General features: G+C 59.5%; 23 protein-coding genes and 2 pseudogenes. 9 read left to right on the top strand and 16 right to left on the bottom strand.

Annotated features, from left to right (window positions below; all coding sequences use genetic code 11):
• Positions 1-32 precede the first annotated feature (32 nt).
• The 4 genes from RMV17_RS10300 to RMV17_RS10285 all read right to left on the bottom strand — a co-directional run bounded on the left by RMV17_RS10300 (position 33) and on the right by RMV17_RS10285 (position 5,625).
• Positions 33-1,643 (bottom strand): ABC transporter substrate-binding protein, encoded by a 1,611-nt coding sequence (locus RMV17_RS10300; RefSeq protein ID WP_311886424.1) that lies wholly within the window; start codon positions 1,641-1,643, stop codon positions 33-35.
• Between the two features lie 46 nt (positions 1,644-1,689).
• The gene (locus RMV17_RS10295; protein ID WP_016987798.1) at positions 1,690-2,703 is read right to left on the bottom strand and encodes an ABC transporter permease subunit; all 1,014 of its coding nucleotides are present in this window, start codon (positions 2,701-2,703) and stop codon (positions 1,690-1,692) included.
• An 84-nt stretch (positions 2,704-2,787) separates the two neighbouring features.
• Positions 2,788-4,398 carry an ABC transporter substrate-binding protein gene (locus RMV17_RS10290; protein WP_311886423.1) on the bottom strand — a complete coding sequence of 537 codons (1,611 nt, stop codon included), beginning with the start codon at positions 4,396-4,398 and terminating at the stop codon, positions 2,788-2,790.
• Between the two features lie 72 nt (positions 4,399-4,470).
• On the bottom strand, positions 4,471-5,625 hold the full coding sequence (locus tag RMV17_RS10285; protein ID WP_008079679.1) for a mandelate racemase family protein: 1,155 nt from the start codon (positions 5,623-5,625) through the stop codon (positions 4,471-4,473).
• 360 nt (positions 5,626-5,985) lie between these two features.
• Between RMV17_RS10285 and RMV17_RS10280 the strand changes: the two genes are divergently transcribed.
• The 3 genes from RMV17_RS10280 (at position 5,986) to RMV17_RS10270 (ending at position 8,539) form a co-directional block, all read left to right on the top strand.
• Positions 5,986-6,711: an oligogalacturonate-specific porin KdgM family protein gene (locus RMV17_RS10280; protein ID WP_034152649.1), complete on the top strand. Its 726-nt coding sequence runs from the start codon at positions 5,986-5,988 to the stop codon at positions 6,709-6,711.
• 95 nt (positions 6,712-6,806) lie between these two features.
• Positions 6,807-7,649: an NAD(P)-dependent oxidoreductase gene (locus RMV17_RS10275; protein WP_311886422.1), complete on the top strand. Its 843-nt coding sequence runs from the start codon at positions 6,807-6,809 to the stop codon at positions 7,647-7,649.
• Positions 7,646-8,539 carry an SMP-30/gluconolactonase/LRE family protein gene (locus tag RMV17_RS10270; RefSeq protein ID WP_311886421.1) on the top strand — a complete coding sequence of 298 codons (894 nt, stop codon included), beginning with the start codon at positions 7,646-7,648 and terminating at the stop codon, positions 8,537-8,539. The genes RMV17_RS10275 and RMV17_RS10270 overlap by 4 nt, the downstream gene beginning before the upstream one ends.
• A 4-nt stretch (positions 8,540-8,543) precedes the next feature.
• Here the strand turns inward: RMV17_RS10270 and RMV17_RS10265 are convergent, their stop codons facing one another.
• On the bottom strand, positions 8,544-9,299 hold the full coding sequence (locus RMV17_RS10265; RefSeq protein WP_311886420.1) for a FadR/GntR family transcriptional regulator: 756 nt from the start codon (positions 9,297-9,299) through the stop codon (positions 8,544-8,546).
• Positions 9,300-9,498: 199 nt separating this feature from the next.
• Between RMV17_RS10265 and RMV17_RS10260 the strand changes: the two genes are divergently transcribed.
• Entirely contained in the window at positions 9,499-10,641 is a 1,143-nt protein-coding gene (locus RMV17_RS10260) for a polysaccharide lyase family 1 protein (RefSeq protein WP_102902876.1), read from the top strand.
• Positions 10,642-10,886: 245 nt separating this feature from the next.
• Here RMV17_RS10260 and gspF read toward each other — a convergent pair whose 3' ends face one another.
• Genes gspF through gspG form a run of 7 tightly spaced genes read right to left on the bottom strand, consistent with a single transcriptional unit; the run spans position 10,887 to position 19,021 of the window.
• Positions 10,887-12,095: a type II secretion system inner membrane protein GspF gene (gene gspF, locus RMV17_RS10255; protein WP_311886419.1), complete on the bottom strand. Its 1,209-nt coding sequence runs from the start codon at positions 12,093-12,095 to the stop codon at positions 10,887-10,889.
• Complete coding sequence (gspE, locus tag RMV17_RS10250) at positions 12,095-13,501, bottom strand: type II secretion system ATPase GspE (protein ID WP_311886418.1); 1,407 nt, start codon at positions 13,499-13,501, stop codon at positions 12,095-12,097. Before gspE ends, gspF begins: the two co-directional genes overlap by 1 nt.
• The gene (gspD, locus tag RMV17_RS10245; protein ID WP_311886417.1) at positions 13,498-15,870 is read right to left on the bottom strand and encodes a type II secretion system secretin GspD; all 2,373 of its coding nucleotides are present in this window, start codon (positions 15,868-15,870) and stop codon (positions 13,498-13,500) included. Before gspD ends, gspE begins: the two co-directional genes overlap by 4 nt.
• Positions 15,867-16,409 (bottom strand): type II secretion system protein GspM, encoded by a 543-nt coding sequence (gspM, locus tag RMV17_RS10240; RefSeq protein WP_311886416.1) that lies wholly within the window; start codon positions 16,407-16,409, stop codon positions 15,867-15,869. The genes gspD and gspM overlap by 4 nt, the downstream gene beginning before the upstream one ends.
• On the bottom strand, positions 16,402-17,580 hold the full coding sequence (gspL, locus tag RMV17_RS10235; protein WP_311886415.1) for a type II secretion system protein GspL: 1,179 nt from the start codon (positions 17,578-17,580) through the stop codon (positions 16,402-16,404). The genes gspM and gspL overlap by 8 nt, the downstream gene beginning before the upstream one ends.
• A complete protein-coding gene (gene gspK / locus RMV17_RS10230) occupies positions 17,577-18,563 on the bottom strand; it encodes a type II secretion system minor pseudopilin GspK (protein WP_311886414.1) in 987 nt (328 codons plus the stop codon). Before gspK ends, gspL begins: the two co-directional genes overlap by 4 nt.
• 8 nt (positions 18,564-18,571) lie before the next feature.
• Complete coding sequence (gene gspG, locus RMV17_RS10225; RefSeq protein WP_311886413.1) at positions 18,572-19,021, bottom strand: type II secretion system major pseudopilin GspG; 450 nt, start codon at positions 19,019-19,021, stop codon at positions 18,572-18,574.
• 146 nt (positions 19,022-19,167) lie between these two features.
• Here gspG and gspI point away from each other — a divergent pair, with 146 nt between their 5' ends.
• Positions 19,168-19,554, top strand: a complete 387-nt coding sequence (gspI, locus tag RMV17_RS10220; RefSeq protein ID WP_311886412.1) for a type II secretion system minor pseudopilin GspI — start codon at positions 19,168-19,170, stop codon at positions 19,552-19,554.
• A 6-nt stretch (positions 19,555-19,560) separates the two neighbouring features.
• On the opposite strand, the gene RMV17_RS10215 is transcribed toward gspI, so the two are convergent.
• Positions 19,561-19,992, bottom strand: coding sequence for a type II secretion system protein N (locus tag RMV17_RS10215; RefSeq protein ID WP_034152660.1), 432 nt, complete (start codon positions 19,990-19,992; stop codon positions 19,561-19,563).
• A 114-nt stretch (positions 19,993-20,106) separates the two neighbouring features.
• Here RMV17_RS10215 and RMV17_RS10210 point away from each other — a divergent pair, with 114 nt between their 5' ends.
• From RMV17_RS10210 to RMV17_RS10200, 3 genes and pseudogenes are all read left to right on the top strand, one after another.
• Positions 20,107-20,568, top strand: a complete 462-nt coding sequence (locus RMV17_RS10210) for a GspH/FimT family pseudopilin (RefSeq protein ID WP_311886411.1) — start codon at positions 20,107-20,109, stop codon at positions 20,566-20,568.
• The gene (locus tag RMV17_RS10205; RefSeq protein ID WP_311886410.1) at positions 20,565-21,176 is read left to right on the top strand and encodes a type II secretion system protein GspJ; all 612 of its coding nucleotides are present in this window, start codon (positions 20,565-20,567) and stop codon (positions 21,174-21,176) included. The genes RMV17_RS10210 and RMV17_RS10205 overlap by 4 nt, the downstream gene beginning before the upstream one ends.
• 77 nt (positions 21,177-21,253) lie before the next feature.
• Positions 21,254-21,811, top strand: a pseudogene (locus tag RMV17_RS10200) (NADAR family protein).
• Between the two features lie 99 nt (positions 21,812-21,910).
• Here the strand turns inward: RMV17_RS10200 and RMV17_RS10195 are convergent.
• Both RMV17_RS10195 and RMV17_RS10190 read right to left on the bottom strand, forming a co-directional pair.
• On the bottom strand, positions 21,911-22,150 hold the full coding sequence (locus tag RMV17_RS10195) for a YceK/YidQ family lipoprotein (RefSeq protein WP_311886409.1): 240 nt from the start codon (positions 22,148-22,150) through the stop codon (positions 21,911-21,913).
• Between the two features lie 97 nt (positions 22,151-22,247).
• On the bottom strand, positions 22,248-22,388 hold the full coding sequence (locus RMV17_RS10190; protein ID WP_254846346.1) for a YceK/YidQ family lipoprotein: 141 nt from the start codon (positions 22,386-22,388) through the stop codon (positions 22,248-22,250).
• 526 nt (positions 22,389-22,914) lie between these two features.
• Here RMV17_RS10190 and RMV17_RS10185 point away from each other — a divergent pair.
• Positions 22,915-23,026, top strand: a pseudogene (locus tag RMV17_RS10185) (VOC family protein); the annotation flags it as partial.
• A 532-nt stretch (positions 23,027-23,558) separates the two neighbouring features.
• Here the strand turns inward: RMV17_RS10185 and RMV17_RS10180 are convergent.
• Positions 23,559-23,780 (bottom strand): hypothetical protein, encoded by a 222-nt coding sequence (locus tag RMV17_RS10180; RefSeq protein ID WP_311886408.1) that lies wholly within the window; start codon positions 23,778-23,780, stop codon positions 23,559-23,561.
• Positions 23,781-24,000: the final 220 nt, after the last annotated feature.

Genomic DNA, 24,000 nt, shown 5'->3' with positions numbered 1-24,000 from the left:
CCCAGCGCGTACGCCGACGCACCGGGCAGCGTTCAGCGTTGTTTGTAGACACCCAGATAACGCGTCGCCTCGGCATCATCACCGGCAAAACCCTTGACGTCGGCGGCGCTGACCACGGTGTCGGTCATCTGCGAAATCATCATGATCGGGCCGACCTGCTCGTCGTAGATTTTCTGCGCCTGGTGATACAGGTTCAGCCGCTGGCCGGCATCGCGTTCGACCCCGGCCTGATCAATCAGGCTATTGAGCTGCGGGCTGAAAAACGACGCACGCCAGCCCTGGAAATTCGGCAGGCCGGCGTCATCACTGTTGTTGGGGTTGTAGGCAAACGTGCGCAGGCTGAAATACGGATGCGGATAGCGCTCGGCCCCGCGCGCAACGATGATGTCGAAGTTGCGCGCACGCATGGCGCCGTACACCTGGTTGCCGGTGCCGTTGACGATGCTGGCCTTGATCCCGCCCTCGGCCAGCGTCGCTTGCAGACGCGCGGCGATGTCGATGAAGGGCGGCTCTGACAATGTGCGAATAGTGGTGGTGAAGCCGTCCGGATACCCCGCTTCGGCGAGGAGCTTTTTCGCCTTGGCGACGTCCATGTGATAACCCGGATCCGGCAGGCGCGCCGCCAGACCGAGTTGCATCGGCTGCTGATTCAGCTGGCCGTAATACGGCATCACCTGTTCGTCCAGGCCCTTGTAGTCGATCAGGCTGCGCACCGCTTCGCGCACTTTGGGATTGGCAAATTCGGGTTGCTTCATGCTCAGCGCAACGTAATACATGGTGCCGCGCGGCAATGACTGCACGTGGATTTTTTCCGAACCGTCGATGGCGCGGATGTCCGGTGCGGCCATGCCGTACGCGAGATCGAGGTCACCGCGTTCCAGCATCAGGCGCAGCGACTGCGATTCGGTCATGTGCCGCACCACCACGCGCTTGAGCTTGGCAGCACCGCCCCAATAACCGTCGAAGCGGGTCAGCAACAGCGAGTCGTTCGCTGTCCATTTGCTCAGCACAAACGGTCCGCTGCCGGCCTCGTTGGTCACCAGCCAGTTAGCCCCGAGGTCAGCGTTTTTCTCATGCGCCAACGCTGTTTTGCGATCGATCACCACCGCGCTCGGCGAGATCGCCAGCGAGTCGATCAACAACAGCGGATCCATGGTTTGCGGCAAGTCGATGACCAGCGTATGGGCATCGCCGGCGCGGATCAGTGACTGAATGTTGTCGACGTTATAACCGTAGGCTTTCCAGGTCGTGGCCAGGCCGAAATTCAGTTTCATCACCCGGTACAGCGACCAGGCCACGTCTTCAGCGGTCAGCGGATTGCCGGAGTGAAACTTCACGTCCTGACGCAAATGAAAGGTTATCTGCTTGCCGTCGTCGCTGATCGCCCAGCGCTCGGCCAGTTGCGGCAGATGCTGTTCCGGATTGCCCTGATCTCGCTTGACCAGAGTGTCGTAAAGATTGGCATTGACGCCGGAAGCATCGAGGCCCGGCGCGTTGGCCGGATCGATGGAAAACAGGTTGACCATGCTCATGCCGACGATCAGTTGATCGGCCGGCGTCTTGGCGCTGGCCTGTGTCATCGGCACCAGCGCCAGGATCGCCGCCAACAGGCCAGCGTGCAGTTTGGTAAATGCAGTCGTCATTGAAAAATCCTTCTTTTTATAATTTTTAGTGCTGCTGCCAAGCGTGTTAACGGGTGCGCGGATCGAAGACCTTGTACAAGGCATCGCTGATCAGGTTGAGCGCGACAAAAATCAAACCGATCACCAGCACACAGCCCATCACCGCATTCATGTCGCCGAGCATCAGGCTGCTGGTCAGGTACTGGCCGAAACCCGGCCAGGCAAAGACCGTTTCGATCAGCACCGCGCCTTCGAGCAGCGAGCCGTAAGCCAGCGCCACCACTGTGAGCAGTTGCACGAGGATGTTGCGAAAGGCGTGACCCCAGACCACCTGGCGGCGCGACAACCCCTTGACCCGAGCGGTGATGATGTATTCCTGAGACAGTTGCTCGAGCATGAAGCTGCGGGTCATCCGACTGATGTAAGCCACCGAGTTCAGCCCGAGGATCAGCGCCGGCAATACGATGTGGCGCAAGGCGCTGGCGAAGGCTTCCCAATCACCTGCCAGACTCGAATCGATCAGCAACAGCCCGGTGACCTCGGGCACCATGCCGTCGTACGCCAGGTCGATGCGACCGGCGCCCCCGGCCCAGCCGAGCCAGGCGTAAAACACCAGCAAGCCCATCATGCCCAGCCAGAAAATCGGCGTGGAATAGCCGAACAGGGTAATCACTCGGGCGACATGATCGCCCAGTCGCCCTTGATTACTCGCCGCGCAGACGCCCAGCGGCAAACCGATCAGCACACCGAAGAGGATGGCCAGGGTCGCCAGCTCGATGGTGGCCGGGAACACTCGGCGGATGTCATCGAGCACCGGGTGCCCGGTCAACAGCGCGTTACCGAAATTGCCGTGCAGCAAGTCATTGAGGTACAGGCCGAACTGGGTCCAGATCGGTTTGTCCAGCCCCATCGCCCGATACACCTGATCGTAGGTCGAACTGTCGGCGTCCGGCCCGACCACCGCCAGCACCGGATCGAGCGGCATCACCCGACCGATGATAAACGTCAGCGCCAACAGGCCCAGTAACGTCACCAGTACCGTGCTGGCACGCCGCGCGGTATTGGAGGCGCGGGCTCCCATGGCAGAGGCAGTCATAACAAACATAGTCAGCTCCTGATAAAACGGTCACCGGTGCACCCGGCACGCGAAGTTCATCCGTGCATTTCAGCGTTTTTTGTAGACGTCTTTGTAGCGTGTGGTCGCGGCTGTGTGCCCTTGGAAATCGGCAACATCGGCGTAAACCAACACCGTGTCGGTCATCTGCGAGACCGGCAGAATCGCGCCCACTTGCTGATCGAGTTGCTGCTGGATGTCCTGATACTGCGCCAGTTGTTTCTGCGCATCGGGCTCGACTTCGGCACTCTCGATCAACTGATTCAACTCGGGACTGTAGAACGAAGTGCGCCAGCCCTGAAAGTTGCTCAGCTTGGCTTCGTCACGGTTATCCGGGTTGTACACCAGCGTGCGCAGGCTCGAATGGGGATGACGTTCGGCGCCGCCACCGCCACGGCCGACGATGATGTCGAAACTGCGCTCACGCATGGCGCCGTAGATCTGGTTACCGGTGCCGGTGATGATGCTGGCTTCGATCCCGGCCTGCGCCAGCGTCGATTGCAGATTGGAGGCAATGTTGATGAAGGGCGGCTCGGCCAGCACGCGAATACTGGTCTTGAACCCGTTGGGGTAACCGGCTTCGGCGAGGAGTTTTTTGGCCTCATCGACATTCAGCCGATAACCGGGATCCGGCAGGCGCGCGGCCAATCCCAACGGCATCGGCCGCTGATTGATCACGCCGTAGTGCGGCATGACGGTCTGGTTGATGCCCTGGTAGTCGATCAACGAGCGCACAGCCTTGCGCACGCGCGCGTCGGCGAACATCGGCTGCTTCACACTCAGTGCGACGTAGTACAGCGTGCCGCGTTGCAGAGTTTGCGTGCGGACCTTGTCGCTGTTCTGCAAGGCCTGGATGTCCGGCGCCGCCATGCCTTTGGCGATGTCGAGGTCGCCCCGCTCGATCATCAGCCGCAACGACTGCGACTCGGTCATATTGCGCATGACGATGCGTTTGAGCTTGGCCGGGCCGCCCCAGTAACCGTCGAAACGGCTCATCAGAATCACGTCGTTGGCCCGCCAGTCATTGAGCACGAAGGCACCACTGCCGGCAGCGTGCGTCACCAGCCAGGCGGCGCCCAGGTCATTGTTTTTCTGATGTTCGAGGACTTTTTTGCGATCAAGAATGAAGGCGCTTGGCGACGTCGCCAGCGTGTTGAGCACCAACTGCGGGTCGGTGGGTCGCGGCAGTTCAATGACGAAGGTATTGGCATCGGTCGCGCGCATCGAACGCTCGACGTTGTCAGCAGTAAAACCGTAAGCCTTCCAGGTCGACGCCAACGCGAGATTGAGTTTGAGCACGCGCTGCAACGACCAGGCGACGTCTTCGGCGCTCAACGGGTTGCCCGATTGAAATTGCACGCCCTGACGCAGATTGAAGGTCAGGGTCTTGCGGTCATCGCTGACTTGCCAGCGCTCGGCGAGTGCCGGCAACAGCCGATCCGGCGCAGCGACGTCTTGCACCAGCAACATGTCATAGAGGTTGGCATTGATCTCCGACACGTCCAGGCCGGTGGCGGCTGCCGGGTCGAGGGACAGCAGATTGATCATGCTCATGCCGACGATCAATTGATCGGCCGGGGTTTTGGCATGCACGACAGGTAGCGCGGTCACCGTCAGGGTAGCCACCAGAACCCGCGCCCACAGCGAAGGAAGAATGTTCATAGCGAGAGTGCCTTTCTTATATTTATAGGGCTCTCGGACAGCCCGGCATGCACCGGGCAGCCCGCGTACACGTCAGAAGCTTTTAAGCGTGTTCATCTCGATGAAGTTGAAGTCGATGTCTTCGCCCAGACCCGGCAGGTCGGACAAATGCACAAAACCGTCGCTGTCCATCGGGTCGACCAGGCGCTTGAGGTACGCCGGCACCTCGTCGTAATCCAGGTACGGGTGCAGCAAACCGCGCTCGTACCAGGTGCAGTTCTTGATCGCGCCGACCACCGTCAGGTTGGCTGCGCCGTTGCCATGGATTTCGCAGTCCATGCCAAACGACTCGGCCATGTGCGCGACTTTCAGGCAAGGTCCGATCCCGCCGACCCCGGCGACGCCGGCACGCAGAATGTCGCAAACGTCGTGCTTGACCCAACTGGCCCGGCTCAGGTGTTTGCCGGACAGTGTTTCCGGTCCGAGTACCGGAATGTCCAGTTGCCCAGCCAGCCAGGCATAGGATTCGGCGGACTCTTCCATCATCGGTTCTTCGAACCAGGCGAAGTCGAGTTTTTCCAGTTCGCGTCCGATGTACAGCGCTTCGGTGCGGCTGTACCAGTGATAACCGTCGAGCATCAAGGCGATGTCCGGGCCCACCGCTTCGCGCACTGCCGCGCAGGCTTTGACGTCAATCCGAGGGCTCGGCGCGAACGAGACCGGCGGCATCCAGGTGTGCAATTTGATCGCCTTGTAGCCGCGCTTGACCAGCGTTTCGGCAAAGCGTCCGTAGTCTTCCGGCGTCGCCAGGCCCTCAGGCAATTCATCGCCGCACATGGTTGAGCCGTACGCCGGCACCTTGTCGCGAAAACCGCCGATCAACTTGTGCACCGGCACGCCGAGCTTGCGCCCCGCCCAATCCCACAACGCCTGCTCGACCAACGCCAGCGCGCGATCAGTCAACTGGCTGGCGCTGCCACGCTGCCAGTGCGCCAGGTCATGCCAGATCTTTTCGCGATCGAAGGCGTTCTGCCCGACCAGCACCTTGCGCACAAAACCGTCCAGCACATAAGGACGAATCAGCTCCGGCGCGCCGAGGGCGTAACCCTCCTTGCCGTCTTCAGTCTGGATGCGCAGCAACGCCATTTGCGCCTGACTGACATCACCGGGATGAGCATGACCGGCGCTGTCGACTGCGCGGCGGGTGGGATAGGAAAAAACCTGGACGTTGACTGCTGTGATTCTCATGGACGTCTTGAGCCTTCTTATTGGATTTGTGACAGGAGTGTCGTCGGTTGCGACCGATCATAGGTCATCGTACAACACTTGAAAAGACCCAATAACACCTCTTCTAATCGAAGCCTTTTCGGCTAAATGCCTAGTAAAGCGCCATATTTAAAGATGACTACGGAATAACAGGACTTGCTTTAGACCCCTATTCATATGGCATATATGTATCAATATGTTTCTAAACCAGCAAAATCACGTAGACGAGTCATCTTGTCGTACGATAACTTATATCTGCGCCTCAAATGAGAGCCATACGCAACATCGCGGTGCCTGTAGTACTCGTCAAACGACCCTAACAAAAACAAAAAAGAAGACCGTATGAACACCACCCTACGCACGCTCGTCACTGTCGCGGCCCTCGGCCTGCCCTTCTCTGCCCACGCTGACTCTGCCAGCCTCAACTACCGCCATCAGTACACCGAGGAGGACAGCGCCCACGCCGACCGAATCAAGCTCAACTACCGCCTGGACAGCGGACTGGGGTTTGAGGCGGAGATGAAATACCGCACGGCCGGTGACCGCAAAGATGTCGCCTACGACAACATGGTCAACAACGGCCATGAGTTCACGGTGAGCTACAACTACAAGCTCAGCGCGCAGTCGACGCTGACCCCGGCGTTTCAGATGGACAGCTCGAAGGATGCGACCGCCTACAAGTTCGGCCTCAAGTACAACTACAAGATCGACGACGCCTTCTACGTCGCGACGCGCTATCGCCTGGACCTGCGCAAACTCGATCGCGATCAGGTCAACAAAGACATGCCCGATCACTACAAGGATGACCAGACCACCCACCGCTTCGAAGGCTGGCTCGGCTACACGCCCGCCAACAAGTGGGCCTACGAATATCAGTTCATCTATTTCAAGACCGACTACATCCGCTACGACAACAAGAAGAACGACTACGAACAGAACCTAATCGTCAAATACAAGCTCACCAAACAATGGGCACCCTTCATGGAAATCGGCGACATCAAAGTCGACTCCACCTCGCCCGACCGCCAGGCTCGCTGGCGTCTGGGCGTGCAGTACAACTTCATGTAAGCCGCGCACTGGTTTTGCCTGGCGAGCGCGCATCGCTTGTCGGGCAGACACCCCGCCGCTCCCCCTTTCACCACCGCGTAATGGAAGACCCGACCATGACCACACACGCTACGCAAGCCAAACCCTTCAACCGTATTCTGCTGACCGGCGCCGCCGGTGGGCTCGGCCAGATTCTGCGCGAAACCCTGCAGGTTCACGCCGACATCGTCCGCGCCTCGGACATTAGTGCGATGACGCCGAGCCGCGGCGCGCAGGACGAAGTGATCAACTGCAACCTGAGCGACAAGGCCGCTGTCGCCGCGCTGGTCGAGGGCGTCGATGCCATCGTGCATTTGGGCGGGATCTCGGTGGAGCGATCCTTCGAAGAAATTCTCGAGGCGAATATTCGCGGCACGTTTCATGTTTATGAGGCCGCGCGCCTGCACGGGGTCAAGCGCATCGTCTTCGCCAGCTCCAACCACGTCACCGGTTTCTACTCGCAGGACGAACAGATCGACGCCCATTCGCCGCGTCGCCCGGACGGTTATTACGGCTTGTCGAAGGCTTACGGCGAGGACATGGCAACCTTCTATTTCCACCGCTATGGCATCGAAACCGTGAGCCTGCGCATCGGTTCCTCATTCCCCGAACCGCGCAACTTGCGCATGCTGGCGACCTGGCTGAGCTATACCGATCTCGAGCACCTGATCGCCCGCGCACTGCTGGCCAGCGATGTCGGGCATAGCGTGGTGTACGGGGTGTCCGCCAACCGTGATCAGTGGTGGAACAACCGGCACGCCGCGCACCTGGGCTTTGCGCCGCAGGACAGCTCCGAAGCCTTTCGCGCAAAGGTCGAACAACAACCGGCACTCGCTGCCGACCACCCGGACCGCTTGTATCAGGGCGGTGCCTTTACCGCAGCAGGTCCGTTTGAAACGCCAGCGCAGACGCGCTCATGAGTGCCGAACTGATTGTCGATGCGCGCAACGCCACCGGTGAAAGCCCGGTCTGGCAAGCCGAGGAGAATGCGTTGTATTGGGTGGATATTCCGGCCGGTCGCTTGCATCGCTGGCAGTTCGACGGCCAGACCGACTGCTGGCAGGCGGACGAAATGCTCGCCTGTATCGCCCGCAGCGAAGCGGGACATTGGCTGGGCGCGCAGGAAAGTGGCCTGTTCAAACTGCGCCCGCAGGCTGACGGACGTCTGGCTGCGGAAAAGCTCATCGGCGTCGAGCACGCCCGCCCGCGCATGCGCTTCAATGATGGTCGCTGCGATCGTCAGGGACGCTTCTGGGCCAGCTCGATGCAAACCGCCATGGGCACCGAGGCAGTCGGCGCGCTGTATCGCTACGACGCGCAAAACCCGAATGATGTATCGGTGCTGGCGCCGCAACTGGAGGAACTCGTGGTGCCCAACGGCCTGGCGTTCAGTCCCGACGGGAGCATCATGTACCTGTCCGATTCGCACCCGAGCCGGCAACTGATCTGGGCCTTCGATTACGACATCGACAGTGGCACGCCGCACAACCGCCGCCTGTTCGTCGACATGAACGATCACCCCGGGCGACCGGACGGTGCCGCCGTGGATTCACACGGCTGCTACTGGATCTGCGCGATTGATGCCGGCCTGGTGTTGCGCTTTACCCCGCAGGGGAAACTGGATCGCGCGCTGCCGGTACCGGTGAAGAAACCGACGATGTGTGCCTTTGGCGGCCCTCGGCTCGACACCCTGTTTGTCACATCGATCCGCCCGCAAGGCATCGACCTCGCCGATCAGCCACTGGCGGGCGGAGTCTTTGCCCTCAACCCAGGCGTCCAAGGCCTGCCCGAACCCAAAGCCCGCGCCTGAGGCTTCAGACGTTCAACGCCGCCGCGTCTGCAGCTTCGTAGGCACGGCGCAGACGCTCGCGGCTGTTGGACAGATGCAAACGCATGGCTGCACGCGCGGCGTCGGAATCACGCCGGACAATCGCAATGTAAATGTCTTCATGCTCACGACTGAGGCGCTCCAGATAGGGCTCCTTGCGGTCATTCTCCAGGCGTTTGGAATGCAGGCGTGTGCGCGGCAGAATGTTCGCGCCCAGGTGCAGCATGATGTCGGTGAAATAACGGTTGCCGGTGGCCAGCGCAATTTGCTGGTGGAACTGGAAATCCGCAGACACGGCGTAGTCGACACTGACGGCGCGGGAGTTGATGGCGTCCAGCGAATCACGCATCAGTTGCAGCTGCTCATCGGTACGCCGCGCACACGCCAGGCCGGCGGCCTCGACCTCCAAAGTGATGCGCAATTCAAGCACCGCCAAGACATCCTGAAGCGTGACGATGCTGTCCGGATCAATGCGAAAACCGCTCGGGCTGGGAATGTCCTGAACAAAGGTGCCGATACCGTGCCGGGTTTCTACCAGGCCTGCTGCCTGCAGACGTGACATCGCCTCGCGCACGACCGTGCGACTGACGCCGTGTTCGGCCATGACCTGAGACTCAGTCGGCAGCTTCGTCGCGCGCGCGAGTTCGCCGCTGCAAATGCGTCGGGACAGCTCGGTGACCAGGTCCTCCGCCAGGCTGCGATGCCGGCGACGAACATTGGGTGTGGCTTTGGATCTGTCCATCAGCAACAAAAATCTCGAATTTTCGAATAATTACGCATCATAGCCCATTCAGTTGTACGACAACGCACCAGTTCGCATGATAGGATTTCTCATGCAGCGGACGTTCGATTCGCTGCAATGGCGATAAGGACGTCCGCTCGAGAAACACGTCGAGACATCGCGTGTAAAACACTCAAGTTAATCAAGGATCTGATTACTCATGACAAAACCAACAACCTTCACGGCCTGCAAACTCGCCAGCGCCATCGTCGGCAGCCTGCTGTTTTCCAGCCTGCCCGCACAAGCGGCCGATATCTGGCTGGATGTTGCAACGACTGGCTGGGCCACGCAAAACGGTGGCACCAAGGGTGGCTCCAGAGCGGCAGCCAACAACATCTACACCGTGAAGAACGCCGCCGAACTGAAAGCCGCACTCAGCGCTTCGGTCGGCACCAACGGTCGCATCATCAAGATTACCGGGCCCATCGACATCAGCGAAGGCAAAGCTTATACGACGACCGCCGATATGAAAAAGCGCGGTCGTCTGGATATCCCGGGCAAGACGACCATCGTCGGTACGAGCAGCACGGCAGAGATCCGCGAAGGTTTCTTCTATGCCAAGGAAAACGATGTGATCATCCGCAACATCACCATCGAAAACCCGTGGGATCCCGAGCCGATCTGGGACGCCAATGACGGCAGCGCCGGCAACTGGAACTCCGAGTACGACGGGCTGACCATCGAAGGCGCCAACAATGTGTGGGTCGACCATGTCACCTTCACCGATGGCCGCCGCACCGATGACCAGAACGGCACTGCCAACGGTCGTCCAAAGCAACATCACGACGGCGCACTGGACGTGAAAAACGGTGCCAACTACGTGACCATTTCCTACTCGGCGTTCAAGTCGCACGAGAAGAACAACCTGATCGGTTCCAGCGACAGCCGCACCACCGATGATGGCAAGCTCAAGGTCACGATCCACAATACCCTGTTCGAAAACATCTCCGCCCGCGCACCACGCGTGCGCTTCGGTCAGGTGCATCTGTATAACAACTATCACGTGGGCAGCACCAGCCATAAGGTCTACCCGTTCAGCTACGCGCACGGCGTGGGCAAAAGCTCGAAGATTTTCTCCGAGAAAAACGCGTTCGAAATCTCCGGTATCAGTGGCTGCGATAAAATCGCCGGCGACTACGGTGGCAGCGCCTACCTTGATCAGGGGTCTACGCTCAATGGCACCTTGCTGACCTGCAAGTGGGGCACCAACATCGGCTGGACCCCGCCTTACAGTTACACCCCGCTGAACGCGGACAAAGTCGCGGCCGACGTTAAGGCCAAGGCTGGCGCTGGCAAGATCTGATTGTTCGATGTAACCGTGTTAATGAAAAGCCCTCGGTGACGAGGGCTTTTTCATGTCTGTTTGAAGACCGTGCAGGGGTGAAGTCCTGAGAAAAATCTGGATTATTTATTGCTCTGACTGGCCTCATCGCTGGCAAGCCAGCTCCCACAAGTTTTCTGTTGTGACACAGATCGCATCAACAACACCGTCCCCTGTGGGAGCTGGCTTGCCAGCGATGAGGCCAAATCAGACACCACCAAAACCGGCTACTGGACCAATTGATTGATCTCAATGATCGGCAACAACACCGCCATCACAATCACCAGCACCACCCCGCCCATCACCACAATCATCAGCGGCTCCAGCAGCGCAGTCATGCCCATCGCTCGCCGTTCGATATCCCGCGACAGGGTTTGCGCTGCGCGTTCGAGCATCGGTGGCAACGACCCGGTTTTTTCGCCACTGGCAATCAAATGAATCAGCACCGGTGGGAATACATTTTCCACGCGCAACGCCGCCGCCAGGTTCACACCCTCACGCACCTTGGCCGTGGCCTCAGTGACGCTCAAACTCAAGCGATCATTGGACAAGGTCTGCCGCGCCGCCTCCAGCGCACGCAACAACGGCACCCCGGCGCCGCCGAGAATCGCCAGCGTCGAGGCGAACCGTGCAGTGTTCAGCCCCAAGATGAAACGACCGAAAAGCGGCAACTTCAGCACCCGATGATGCCAACTCAAACGTGCCGCCGGATTGCGCAGGTACAGGCGCCAGCTCCAGAAACTTGCGGCGATGATCCCTGCGCACAGCCAGCCCCAACTACGGATGAAATCACTGGCGTTTAGCATCGCCAGGGTTAATCCCGGCAGATCCTGCCGCGCCTGGGAAAACGCGCTGACCACCTGCGGCACCACGTAACTGAGCAGGAAAATCACGATGCCAATCGACACCAACCCAACCACGCCCGGATAGATAAACGCCGTGAGAATCTTGCCGCGCAGGTTGTTGCGCTCCTCGATGTAATCCGCGAGGCGTTCCATGACCTGAGCCAGATCGCCGGACTCTTCCCCCGCCGCAATCAACGCGCGATAGATCTCGGGGAAATCCCGTGGCCGCGCCGCAAGTGATTCCGCCAGACGCATGCCGCTGCGCACATCGGCGCGCACGGCGCTGAGGGTGTGGGCGATGTGTTTTTTCTCGGCCTGCTCCACCGTGGCGCTGAGCGCTGCTTCTAACGGCAGGCTAGCGCCCAACAGACTCGCCAGTTGCCGTGTGGCCCAGGCCAGATCGTTATCGGAAAGTTTGGCACTGAACAACCCGCCGCCGTGCTGGGCAACGTTGCTTTCTTTGCTTACCGAGAGTGCAGTCAAACCGCGTCCACGCAAAACGCTGAACGCCGCACTCTGGCTCTCGGCCTCAAGGTGCCCGGATTCGATCTTGCCGTTGGCATCGGCGGCTTCAAAACGATAGCGATTCATCAGGCGTCCCGTGTCACACGGAGGATTTCTTCAGGCGCGGTGGCACCGCTGCGGATCCAGCGCTCGCCGTCCTCACGCAGGCTGAACATCCCGGCTTTGGCGGCGGATGCGCGCAGTGCCTGCTCCCCTGCCCCTTGGTGAATCAGGGTGCGGATGTCGTCGTCAATGCAGAACAATTCGTGGATGCCGGTGCGGCCGCTGTAACCGGTTTGATTGCACGCCGAGCAGCCGACCGGGCGCCAGGTGCCGGGCGCGGTGGGGTCTTCTTCCTTGCATTGATTGCACAGCCGCCGCACCAGTCGCTGCGCCAAAACCCCGAGCATTGAAGATGCCAGCAGAAACGGTTCGACGCCCATGTCGATCAAGCGGTTGACCGCTGACACCGCGTCGTTCGTGTGCAGGGTTGCCAACACCAAATGTCCGGTCAGCGACGCCTGCACGGCGATTTGTGCGGTTTCGAGATCGCGAATCTCGCCGATCATGATGATGTCCGGGTCTTGGCGCAGGATCGCTCTGAGCGCTAACGCAAAGGTCATGTCGATCTTGGCGTTGACCTGAATCTGGCTGATGCCCGGCAAGTCGTATTCCACCGGGTCTTCCACGGTGAGAATGTTGCTGGTACTCGCATCCAGTCGTGCCAGTGCCGCGTAGAGGCTGGTGGTCTTGCCGCTGCCGGTCGGGCCGGTGACCAGCACGATGCCGTGGGGTTGGCGGATCAGGTGATCGAGTTTGGCCAGCACCTGCGCGTCCATGCCGAGGGTTTCCAGATGCAGTCGCCCGGCCTGTTTGTCGAGCAGACGCATCACCACTCTTTCGCCATGCCCGGTCGGCACCGTGGACACACGAATATCAATCGGCCGCCCCGCCACCCGCAACGCGATGCGACCGTCCTGCGGCAGGCGTTTTTCAGCGATGTCGAGCTGGGCCATGATCTTGATCCGCGACACCAGCGCACCGTGCAGAGCCTTGCGCGGTGAGACCACGTCACGCAGGGTTCCGTCGACGCGATAGCGCACCACCGAATGGGTTTCGAACGGTTCGATGTGAATGTCGCTGGCCTCGTCGCGTGCCGCTTGCGTGAGCAAGGCGTTGATCATGCGAATCACCGGCGCGCCGTCCTGAGTGTCGAGCAGGTCGGTGATTTCCGGCATGTCCTGCATCAGTCGGTCGAGATCGACTTCGTTTTCTGCTGCACCGACCACCGCCGCCGCGCTGCCGGTGTCGGCGTACGCGCTGGCGAGCAAGCCATCCAGCTCATCATCGCGCACCCGCTGAATCGTAGTCGCACCAAACTGCCGCCGCGCCTCGCTGATCGACCAGCCCGGCGTCGACGGGCACACCGTCAACACGCCATCGCACAACAAAATCCGCTGCGCCTTGGCCCAGGCATAAGGCAACGCACTCATTGGATGGGCACCGCTTTGATGGTTGCGCGTGGGCCTGAGCTCGGTAACACCGCCGGCACACCTTGCGCCGCCGTCGGCAACTGCGGCGCCTGCATGTCCGGCATCGCCCAGCTGCGTTCCGGTTGCAAACCACCCTGAGCGCGACGCATAAAGTCGTAACGGTTGAGGGTGATGCTGCGCCCCGCTTCGCTGTCGCGGATGATGTACGGGCGCAGGAACACCATCAGGTTGGTCTTGGTAATCGCCCGGCGCTCGTTGCGAAACAGCGCGCCAATCCCCGGCAGACTGCCCAGCCAAGGCACCGCGTCGTTGCTCTGGCTGTAGCCGTCCTGCAGCAACCCACCAAGCACCATTATCTGCCCGTCATCGAGCAGAATACTGGTGTCGATCGCGCGTTTGTTGGTGACGATCCCCGCCGAATTGGCACTGGCCGAAGCGCGCTCATCAATGCTGCTGACTTCCTGATAGATATCGAGCTTGACCGTACCGCCCTCGGAAATCTGCGGGCGCACATTGAGCTTCAAGCCGACCTCTTCACGGGTCACGGTCTGGAACGGGTTATTGCTGGTGCCCCCGCCGCCAGTGACATAACTGCCGCTGACAAACGGAATGGTCTGGCCCACAAAAATGCTTGCCGCTTCGTTGTCCAGGGTCAGCAGGTTCGGCGTCGACAGCACGTTGGTGCCGCCCTTGCTCTTCAACGCCCGGGCCAGCACTTTCAGGTCAAGAATCTTGCCGATCCCGGGAATATCGACGGTGCCGTTGACGTAGCCCAGGTTCAAACCCTGCGGCAACACATCGATGCTGGTCTTGCCGTTAGTGTTGATCCCCGAACCACCCAGATTCGCCCCGCCGATCACGCCGTTGCCACCGAGATTGCCGGTCTGCCATTGCACGCCAAACTCACTGGCATCGTCCTCGCCGACTTCGACGATCAGGCTTTCGATCACCACTTGCGCGCGGCGCTGGTCGAGCAGATCGATCACCTCGCGCAAGTTGCGATACAACGGCTCCGGCGCAGAAATCAGCAAGGTGTTGGTGGTGGCGTCGGCCTGAATGGTCACGCCGCCGGCGCTGAAGGCGACGTTCTGATCGCTGCTTTGCGCACCGCCGCTGCCGGTTGTGCTGCCACTGCTGCCCTGCGCGTAACTGCCGCTCGTGCTGCCGCTGCTATTGGTGGTCGATGTGCTGCCGCTGCTTTGCGAACCGCTCTGGCCATTCTGCCCAGCGCTGCCGCCAGTACTTGCACCCATGGCGCTGAGCACCGAACGCGCGCTGTCACTGGTGCCGCTATCGCTCTCGCCCGTGAGCAAACCACGCAACGCCTGCGCCAGTTTCGCCGCCTGCGCATTACGCAGATAAACCACATGCAGATTACTCGGATTGCTCTGCGCGTTATCCAGTTTGTAGATCAGATTACGCGCCAGCTCCGTGCGCTCCGGACTGCCGGCGCGAATGATGATGCTGTTGGAACGCGGATCACCAATCACCGCGATTTTCTGCGTCGGATCATTGCCCGGCGCATCGAGCAAGTCCGCGACCATCGGCGCGATGTCGGCAGCGATGCCGTTCTGAATCTGCACCACATCCGTGTCGATCGCACTCGGCGAATCAATGCTCGCGATCAACTGCGCAACGCGGGTCAGATTCTCGGCGTAATCGGTGATGACGATGGTGTTGTTGCCCGGATAGGCGTTAATCGGATTATTCGGCGAAACGATCGGCCGCAGCACCGGAATCAGGTTCACCGCGTTCTCGTATTGCAGACGAAACGTGCGCGTGAGCATGCCGTTACCGGCCGGTTTGTCAGCGCTGTAAATCGGCCCGCCCAGCAACTTCGCATCCGCCTCCGGCACCACCTGCGCCACACCGCCAACATCGACCACGCTGAAACCCTGCATGCGCAGCGCCGCCAACAACATGTCGTAAGCCTGCCGCGCCGGCACCTGACCTTCCGAGACCAGCGTCAACGTGCCCTTCACCCGAGGATCGACCAGAAACTGCTGACCAGTCGAACGCGACAACGCCCGCACCACCGCTTGAATATCCGCATCGACAAAATTCAGCGTCACCGGTTGATCGCCCAACGGATTGCTCGGCAAGGCAATGCCCGACGCCGCCGCCCCACTGCGCGCACTCTTGCTGATGTTATGCAATTGCTTCGGCACAGGTCGCGCCTGGGCCTGCGCACGTTCGCGGTCGAGCACCGCGTCGCCGCTGCGCTGGGTGTTGGCCAGCGGCCGCCCGAGTTCACTGTCGACCAGCAACGGCGGCTGATTCTGCGGCGTGGTGGTGTTGCTGCACGCGCTCAACGCCATCAGCAGCATCGGCAACGCCAGACGTGCCGGTTTGGATCCTGACCCCTTCATGAAGCTTCCTTAGCGCCCAGCGCCTGATCCATGCGAACGGTGCCTGACAAAGTGCCGGCCGTATCATCGACCTTGGCTGCGTCTGCACGCTGCAAACGAGCCTCGACCACTTCAAGTGAAAACTGCACGGGGTGGATTAACAGCCAACTGATGACGGCATCAGCGGGCGCATCCTCGAACGTCAACTGCCAAGCGGTGCCAATTGCCTGCAACTGGTAGTGACCAAGCAGCCCGCTGCCATCGAGAGATTGCTGCAATGACCGCTCGAAGTTTTGTCCGATGGGCGCTGTCGCCACCTCGCGCAACAACAGATCCAGCGCCTCGGCCTGGCCACGCAACTTCGGCGTTTCGGTCTGCCAATGTTGAATTTTTTTCAGCGGTGGCTGGACGAACAGCAGCCAGATCAGCACGCCCCCCAACATCAATGCGGTGCCCGCGACCAAGCGTTTTTCGCGCAAGCTCAGCGGCGCCCAATGCCGATGAATCTGTGCACGCAGCAGCAGCCAGCGAGCCCGATAGATCGCCAGTAGATTATTCATCGTCGCTGTCCATGACGGCGTCGTCCTCAACCGCTGCCGGCTCAATCTGCGGGCTGAAAATCCACACGTTGTCTTCGCGTCTGGCGACCAGCCCGGCCTGCGTCAGCGCTCCCGGCAATGCGCCGTCGGCGGGTGCCTGCGCAGTATCGGCAGCCAACTCCAACTGCAAACGTCCCTGCTCAAAGGTCATGCGCTGGACGCTGCCCGCCATAAACGGCAGCGCGCTCGCGGCATGTTGCACCAGGTAGGCGAAACCATGATTCGCGTCGGCCGTCGCACCGCTGTGCCGGGCTGCCAATTGCTGGCGAGCCTGCTGCAACGGATTGAGAATCACCGGTAACTCTGGAAAAGCCTGCTTCACCCGTTGGCTCATTTGCGCCTTGAGCTGCTCTCCCCGAGTCACTTCACGGGCCGCGTAAAGGTTCAGCCCAGACACCCAGACAACCATCGCCAAGGCACAACAGCAGGCTGCCCTGCCCCAACCGACTGTGTGTCCGGCTGCCTTGCCGATGCCTGTATGCAACCCCCATCCCGGCGCAACGCCACACCAGCGCTGCTCCGCAGGTCGTGGTTCGAGGACTGTTGCAGGAGCATCCGCGCCGATCCACTGCAAGTCGCGACCACTGGTAACGAGTTCATCCAGACGCTCCTGCGCCAACGGTTCTACCGAAGCCTGCGCACGGCTGAAGCGCAGCAGCAATTGCCCGTCCAGCACGCAGGCGCTGACCTGCCCCTGCGCGGGCACCGGCAAAGCATAAGGCGCCGGATAAAGGCCTCGCAGCTTCAATCGGTGCTGAGCCAATAACAGCCCGAAACGATCCAGAGATGCCTGCGCGAGCCACGCCAGCGACACTTGTCCTGCGACCTCACGAGCACTGTGTGCAACGTACATCTGTTCAGTGCCACCCAGAATCAGCGCCTGCGCGGCACACTTCACCGCCGCATCGATCTTCACCGGCGTCAGCGGTGGCAACTGCAAACTGGTCAGTACGCTGTCTGCCGGATGCAGAAAAAATTCGACGGGCTGTAACGGCCACTCCTGTTCAATCAGTGAAAGCGTAATGACACCGGTCTGACTGACCTGGTCGTGCCGATCCAGGCGCGCAAATTCAACCTCAGAGTCTGAGCTCAAACCCGCCAGCGGCGGCAAGGCGACTCGCAAGCGAGTCATACGCCGAGCCTCGACCAGACCACTTTCGGCATGTCGTCGGCGGGTCGATGCAGCAGCGCATCCAGGCTGACGCGGCGCTGGTCACGACGCGCGTGTCCGCGCAGCAGAAACCAATCGCTGCTGATGCCGACGTTCAGTCCGTCGACGGTCAGGTGCGGCAAGTGCAGACGGTTGACGAAGTCCCCGCGATTGATGAACCACTGGCCCCGATCGCGCTCCACCACCACGGCCCTGGCCTGCGCCAGCGATAAACCCGGTACCACCGCCACCAACACCTCGGCGCTGGCAGTATTACCGTTGACCCAGGTCTTGGCCGGAATCAGGCTGACATACTGATTCAAGCGCCCAAGCAGTTGCTCGTTCATGCCTTCGAGGCCACGTAAATCATCAAGGCTGCGTAACATCGGCTGAGTGGCCGGCAAAGGGCTTCGACGCGCACTCGGCGACGTCGCACGGACGCCGTCGAAATCGGTCTGCGCCATACTCTGGCCGGCGGCTTGCAGGTCGGGCATTCTCGGGTAGGAGGCAATGACTCGCTGGCTGATGCGCTGGCTGAGAGCAGCATCGATTCCGATCATTTCGCAGAGCCGTTCGAAGCTGCGCAACTGTCCGCCATCGACGCGCTCATTGCTGAGTAAATTGCGCAAATTGAACTTGCCCTGCTGATCCTCGATGCGCCCCTCGAAACCGCCCCCCGGCGAATTCAACAAATGGCTTTTGACAGGCTGCGCCCAAGGTTGATCGAGCCGGGTCAGCACGTCCTGTTGGCGCGTGTCCCTGAGCAGTTGCCGACTGAGCTCCAGCCCCGCCAACAGTGCCGCAGCGCCCTGCACTCGCGACTGTTCAGCTTCAAGTGAACGGGTAAAGACGCTCTGCCGGGTGAGCATGCCAGCGGCGATCACCGCAACCACGGCGGCAATCAACAAGGCGCTGATAATGGCCATGCCGCGCTGTTTCTGCGCCTGTGGCGACGATGATTTCATGGCCGCTCTCAGAGCTGCCAGGAACCAATATCGACATTGACGCCGTCGCCGTCGGGTTGGCCGTCTGCGCCGAGGGAGAAGATGTCGATCTCACCGTTCGCGCCAGGATTCAGATAGTGGTAAGGACGACCCCACGGGTCGTTGGGCAAGCGTTCCAGATAAGAGCGCCAGTTGCTGTTTTTCGCATCCGCCGGACGCTCCACCAACACCTTGAGCCCCTGATTCAACGTCGGGTAAGTGCCGTGGTCGAGGCGGTAGAGTTTGAGCGCCTGCATCAGACCGGCGATGTCTTGTTTCGCCGCAGTGGCTCGGGCCTGATCAGGTCGGTCGAGCACCTTGGGCACGACCATCGCAGCCAGAATGCCGAGGATGACCACCACCACCATGATTTCGATCAGGGTGAAACCCTGCTGGCCTCGACGGCCTGCGGACTGAGATTTGACGCGCGCGAAATCCATTTCAACCTTCCTTGGCATGATTACATTCGGCGCGCAGTGTATCAAAAGCCAGTCATCGTACAACAATCATTAACGCACTGTTTTTCTGCACATTCGCCAAAGGGCGGGTGTTATTCTGCGGGCCGGTTTCAACCGCAGAGACAAGCATGGAAGCGTTGCGCAAGGAGCGAGGTTTCACCCTCATCGAGGTTCTGGTGGCCTTGGCAATCATCGCCGTGGCCATGTCTGCGGCCGTTCGCGTTGCGGGTCTGATGACCCAGAGCAATGGTCTGCTGCGCGATCGCTCAATCGCTTTGCTGGCGGCGCAAACCCGGCTCGCCGAGCTGCGTCTGGAGGAAGATTTTGCCCCGGGACTGAAAACCTTCGAGTGCGATCAAGGTCGCCTGCAACTGCGCTGTGATCAACGCGTGACGCCGAGCACCGACGGACAACTGATGCGCGTGACGCTGCTGGTTTCGGATCGCGAACGTCAGGCGCCGCCCCTGGCGCGACTCGAAACCTTGCTCGGCCGGCCGCAGGAAAAGCGCCAATGACACCGCTCAGGGTCGAGTCAGCCGAGGCAGCGACGGGGAGTCTGGCAACGTGCTGACTTTTAATCGGCTCTGTTCTGCGCCACGCTCAATGACCACCGCATCCTGTTCAATGGCTATCACGCGCACTCCCTGGGTCAAGCGATCACCCACCAGAAAACTGCGCGGCGGACCGTCGTTGAGACTTAGAATTGCCACCGCAGCGTGCGCCCCTGCCAGCACTCCGGAAACCTTGATATCCAACGGTGCCGGCTGGTTGGAAAACCACTGCAAAGCCGCTGTGTCGGCGCGCGTCGGCAACACTTGGGGTGCCACCGCCGGAACCTGGGATTGTGCCGGCGTCAGCAACAGCGCAGACCAGAACAGTCCCCCTGCGAGTGCAGCGATCAGCGCCGCCGATTGCACAAGCTGCGTTGCGGATAAGCGAAAAGTAAATGCCAAGACCCAACCTCCCTGTTGTCCTGCGTCGCAGTCTACAGGACAACATTCGCTTTTCTATCCGGATTGAAGGTTCGAATCCGCCAGCATGGATTCACAACGAAGGAACGTTGCGGTATGACCAAGGACAGACAAACGGGCTTCACCCTCATCGAATTGATGGTGGTGTTGATCATCATCGGTATTGCCAGCGCCGCCGTCAGCCTGAGTATCAAGCCTGACCCGGCGCAACTGCTGCGCAAGGACGCCAATCGCTTGATCCAGTTGCTGCAAATTGCCCATGCCGAAGCCCTGGCCGATGGACGCCCGATCACTTGGCTGGCGGACAAAAACGGCTTTCGTTTCAGTCGTCGCAATGAACAAGGCCCAGGCTTCGACCACTTTCTCGCCGATCCGCAACTGCGCCCTCGTCACTGGGAAACGCCATCGCTGAAGGTGCGAATGACACCCAGGCAGCCGCTGATACTGAACGCCGAGTGGTTCGATTCACCCGTGCAACTGCAACTCTCGGACGGCCAGAACACGCTCACCGTGCAACGCACCGCCACGGGTAAATTGACCTTGGCCAACCAGCCATGAATAACCGGCAAGAGGGTTTTACCCTGATCGAAGTGATGGTCGCGATCATGCTCATGGCGATCGTCAGCCTGATTGCCTGGCGCGGTCTGGACAGCGTGACCCGCGCCGACACGCACCTGCAGGCGAGCACCGAACACACCGAAGCGCTGCTGCGCACGCTGCATCAACTGGAACGAGATATCGCCTTGCGCGCCAGCATCGAACTGCGCGAACCACTGTTGAACGACAACGATGACGAACGATCCGAGCAGCCAGCGGCAATCAGCGTGCGCAGCGCCGACGACCAGCGCTTTCGTCTTGACGTGATCCGCAGTGCAGTCACCTCGCAGAACGGCTTGCAGCGCGTGCGCTGGTGGTTGAAAGATCAAACCCTGTACCGCGCCGCCGCCACGCCACGTGATCGCTATCCGTTGCCTGCGCCGAAACAGGCAGTGGCGGTGCTCGACAGCATCAGCGACCTGCAAGTGCGCGTCTGGGAACCGGAGATGGGGTGGCGCCAGCTCAGCGGCAACCGCAAAGAAAACCCCCAAGGCCTGGAAATCCGCCTGACCCGGCAGACGCTTCAAGGCGAAGAACACTACCGCCAGGTGTTGGGCCCACTGGATTAGTCTCTGGGCGATATTGCGTATTGCCCTGACACGCGCAGCAACTGTAACGTCGAAAGTCAGTTACCGAGGAAATCTCATTGCACGACTCTAAACTTCTCGAAGATCTACGCGCTCGCTTCAACGCTGGAGAGCCTCTGGATTTCACCTTCTTCTGGGGACACCAGCGAAGCAAAGACGCCGTCACAGCTTCGTGCTTCAGCCAGTGGTACGAAGCCGAATTCGTTGTCGAGGGGCAACGCTACCCGACAGCCTAACACTTCATGATGGCCGAGAAGGCAGCCCTGTTCGACGATCAGGAAATTCGTGCACAAGTGCTGCAGGCCCCGACCCCGAACGCCGCCAAAGCCCTCGGCCGCAAGGTGCGCGGGTTCAACGACCAACGCTGGCTGCAACACCGATACGACATCGTCGTCCGGGCAAACCAAGCCAAGTTTTCCCAGAATCCGGAGCTGGACGAATTCCTGATGCGCACTGGATCTCGGATCATTGTCGAAGCGAGCCCGGTTGATGCCATTTGGGGGATCGGGCTCGCGCAGGATCACGCAGATGTGAACGATCCGAACCTGTGGAAAGGTCTGAATCTTTTGGGGTTTGCACTGATGCAGGTTCGGGACGGCAGGGTTGGATCGTCCTGAGTTTTATCGGCGGTGGCGTCAGCAACGAAAAAAGCCTTGGCGTGTGCCAGGGCTTTTCTACGGGAGTTTTATACCGCTTTAGGTTGCACTATCTGCCAGTCAGAAATTGCAGGTGTATTGATATTCGAAGGGGAAAAATACGGTATCGACCACCAACGAAAATGGCGCGTCGATCAGTAAAAAGGGAATCAACTTGCCTTTGGATGTACCGACCAACCACCAGTCGAACCGAACACCGATGTAGGGGCATCGATGCTTGTCATAATCCATCCGCATGGCCGTTGCTGCACAGCCGCTTGAGCAGGTGATCAACACCAGTAACATCAGTTTGTGAAACACTTAACGTCCTTATTACTTATTGATATTGAGCTGCGTAAACGGGGTGCAGATGGCTTTCCCTCTACAAAGGGCCACCTACACACGGTATTCCTCCCCATCAGTACCAACAAAAAGGTAGTGAAACGGTATCCGCCACGAAGGTGAAAGGTAAGTCGATAAGTGCGAAAGGACCGATAAACTGCGCAAGCTGATACTCAGCCTCAAGCCCGTCGTAGCAATCATAACGTCCATAGGTCACAGCCCCGAGCCATGCGCAGCCGGTGAGTTGTGACGAGACGAATAGCAAAATGAGCTTCCGTAGCACGTAATGTCCTTATAACCTTCTGATTTCCGGGGTGTAGACGCTATCGCGAATAGATAGTCACCCTCTCCATGGCTTACTCACCGAGCAACGCACTGATACTCCTCTGTGGGTGAAGTAGAGTCCTACGCCGACTACCGAGCACGATCGTAAGGACAATGAGAGATCTCAACCAGATTGGAATTGGCAAGATGCATGAAGCACGCAGGCGAGGATGCGGATCTGATGGACTTTATTGATTTTCTGGGAAACCTTTGCAGCGCATTCAGTAACTATCAAGGCTATGAAAAGCCTCGCCGGGTGTTTACCCGAAGATTCGTTGCGTTCTGCGTATTTGTGGCTGTGTTTGAGCTGATTGCGCTGAACCTCTACTACGCATAGACGGGAGGAATCAGATGTCGAGGAAGGCATCAATTCTTGTGCAGAGGCGATGTCTGATTTTTAATGGTGTTTCACGCTTAGAATCAACCCGTACCTGATCTTCAATGGTGATTGCCGCGAGGCCTTCAACTTTTACGAGCAAAAGCGTGCAGGGAAAACTCGAAGCCATAATGACGTTCGGCGAAACGCCCGCTAGTTGGCCTAGAGAACGCAACACTCAGAATTGGCTGTTCCTCCATATGACCTGTCGTGCTGTTGAGCACATTGTCAAGAGTGGTGACGATGACCAGGTCATCCGGCAGGATTGCCAACAACTCTCGACCTATTCGCAGCGCGCAGTTGCACACGTAGTCCTGATGGAGTTCGTTGAACCGACCAGCTGGCATAGCTTTGGTCGACAACTTGCCGCTTTTGAGTAGAGATTTGATTACGGTAGGAATCACGTCGGAGCCATGGATAGCGACTTTGGCTTCTAGGACACCACCTTCATGAACAATCATCTGAATAGCCGAGCCGAGATGTGATATTTCTGCAAACGACTCAAAAGCTTCGATGGCATCTAGCTTGGCCTGACCATCACCATCAAGGATACGATCGCAATGTCCCTCTCCTCTGCCCACTCGGTATGGGCAGTTTTCCATTCATCAAGCTGAGCCTGATATCGCCTCTCGTCTTCCGCCTGCGCGGCACCAATCTTGCCTAACAGGGCTACACGCTGACGAGCCTCTAATTTGAAGAGCCGAACCCAGAAATTGGGGTGATATTAGCGGCCGCGTGCGTAGCTTCTTGTTCAAGAGTACCGCTTTTGAGTGGCTGTCTAGGTTCAGGATTGGAGAGAAGTCGCTTCCATTTCACAGCCTCGGCACACTCCTTGTGCATTGAAAGGATGATATCTACGTGATTTTCGTACACCTCAACTTCATACGCTGCTTGTTCCAGCGCTTCCATCTTTGCGTACTCGTTCTGTCGCTTTTCAAGCTCACGCTGCCGGCGATGAGAGTTGCACTCTGATCTCCGTGCAGATGCCTGCAGAGAACGTACGGTACCTTTCTAACCCATCACGACTCTCCATATCGTCCAAATGGTGGCACATTAACATAGCCCATAGCATTGCATAGATCACCTGAGCATTCGGAAACAAAAGCTTCGGTCGAAGATGATTTTTCGC

It is taken from the genome of Pseudomonas sp. VD-NE ins (assembly GCF_031882575.1).
Lineage (GTDB): Bacteria > Pseudomonadota > Gammaproteobacteria > Pseudomonadales > Pseudomonadaceae > Aquipseudomonas > Aquipseudomonas fluorescens_BZ.
Note: the sequence above shows the minus strand (reverse complement) of the source record. Positions and strands in the feature narration are given on the sequence as shown.

Bases quoted from the DNA above. Each gene is read 5' to 3' on its own strand.
- RMV17_RS10270 (WP_311886421.1), top strand. From the start codon at position 7,646: ATGAGTGCCGAACTGATTGTCGATGCGCGCAACGCCACCGGTGAAAGC.
- RMV17_RS10180 (WP_311886408.1), bottom strand. From the start codon at position 23,780: ATGGAAGCGCTGGAACAAGCAGCGTATGAAGTTGAGGTGTACGAAAAT.
- RMV17_RS10205 (WP_311886410.1), top strand. From the start codon at position 20,565: ATGAATAACCGGCAAGAGGGTTTTACCCTGATCGAAGTGATGGTCGCG.
- RMV17_RS10300 (WP_311886424.1), bottom strand. From the start codon at position 1,643: ATGACGACTGCATTTACCAAACTGCACGCTGGCCTGTTGGCGGCGATC.
- RMV17_RS10260 (WP_102902876.1), top strand. From the start codon at position 9,499: ATGACAAAACCAACAACCTTCACGGCCTGCAAACTCGCCAGCGCCATC.
- RMV17_RS10290 (WP_311886423.1), bottom strand. From the start codon at position 4,398: ATGAACATTCTTCCTTCGCTGTGGGCGCGGGTTCTGGTGGCTACCCTG.
- gspM (WP_311886416.1), bottom strand. From the start codon at position 16,409: ATGAATAATCTACTGGCGATCTATCGGGCTCGCTGGCTGCTGCTGCGT.
- gspI (WP_311886412.1), top strand. From the start codon at position 19,168: ATGGAAGCGTTGCGCAAGGAGCGAGGTTTCACCCTCATCGAGGTTCTG.
- RMV17_RS10275 (WP_311886422.1), top strand. From the start codon at position 6,807: ATGACCACACACGCTACGCAAGCCAAACCCTTCAACCGTATTCTGCTG.
- RMV17_RS10285 (WP_008079679.1), bottom strand. From the start codon at position 5,625: ATGAGAATCACAGCAGTCAACGTCCAGGTTTTTTCCTATCCCACCCGC.
- RMV17_RS10295 (WP_016987798.1), bottom strand. From the start codon at position 2,703: ATGGGAGCCCGCGCCTCCAATACCGCGCGGCGTGCCAGCACGGTACTG.
- RMV17_RS10210 (WP_311886411.1), top strand. From the start codon at position 20,107: ATGACCAAGGACAGACAAACGGGCTTCACCCTCATCGAATTGATGGTG.
- gspG (WP_311886413.1), bottom strand. From the start codon at position 19,021: ATGGATTTCGCGCGCGTCAAATCTCAGTCCGCAGGCCGTCGAGGCCAG.
- gspK (WP_311886414.1), bottom strand. From the start codon at position 18,563: ATGAAATCATCGTCGCCACAGGCGCAGAAACAGCGCGGCATGGCCATT.
- gspD (WP_311886417.1), bottom strand. From the start codon at position 15,870: ATGAAGGGGTCAGGATCCAAACCGGCACGTCTGGCGTTGCCGATGCTG.
- RMV17_RS10265 (WP_311886420.1), bottom strand. From the start codon at position 9,299: ATGGACAGATCCAAAGCCACACCCAATGTTCGTCGCCGGCATCGCAGC.
- gspF (WP_311886419.1), bottom strand. From the start codon at position 12,095: ATGAATCGCTATCGTTTTGAAGCCGCCGATGCCAACGGCAAGATCGAA.
- gspE (WP_311886418.1), bottom strand. From the start codon at position 13,501: ATGAGTGCGTTGCCTTATGCCTGGGCCAAGGCGCAGCGGATTTTGTTG.
- RMV17_RS10280 (WP_034152649.1), top strand. From the start codon at position 5,986: ATGAACACCACCCTACGCACGCTCGTCACTGTCGCGGCCCTCGGCCTG.
- gspL (WP_311886415.1), bottom strand. From the start codon at position 17,580: ATGACTCGCTTGCGAGTCGCCTTGCCGCCGCTGGCGGGTTTGAGCTCA.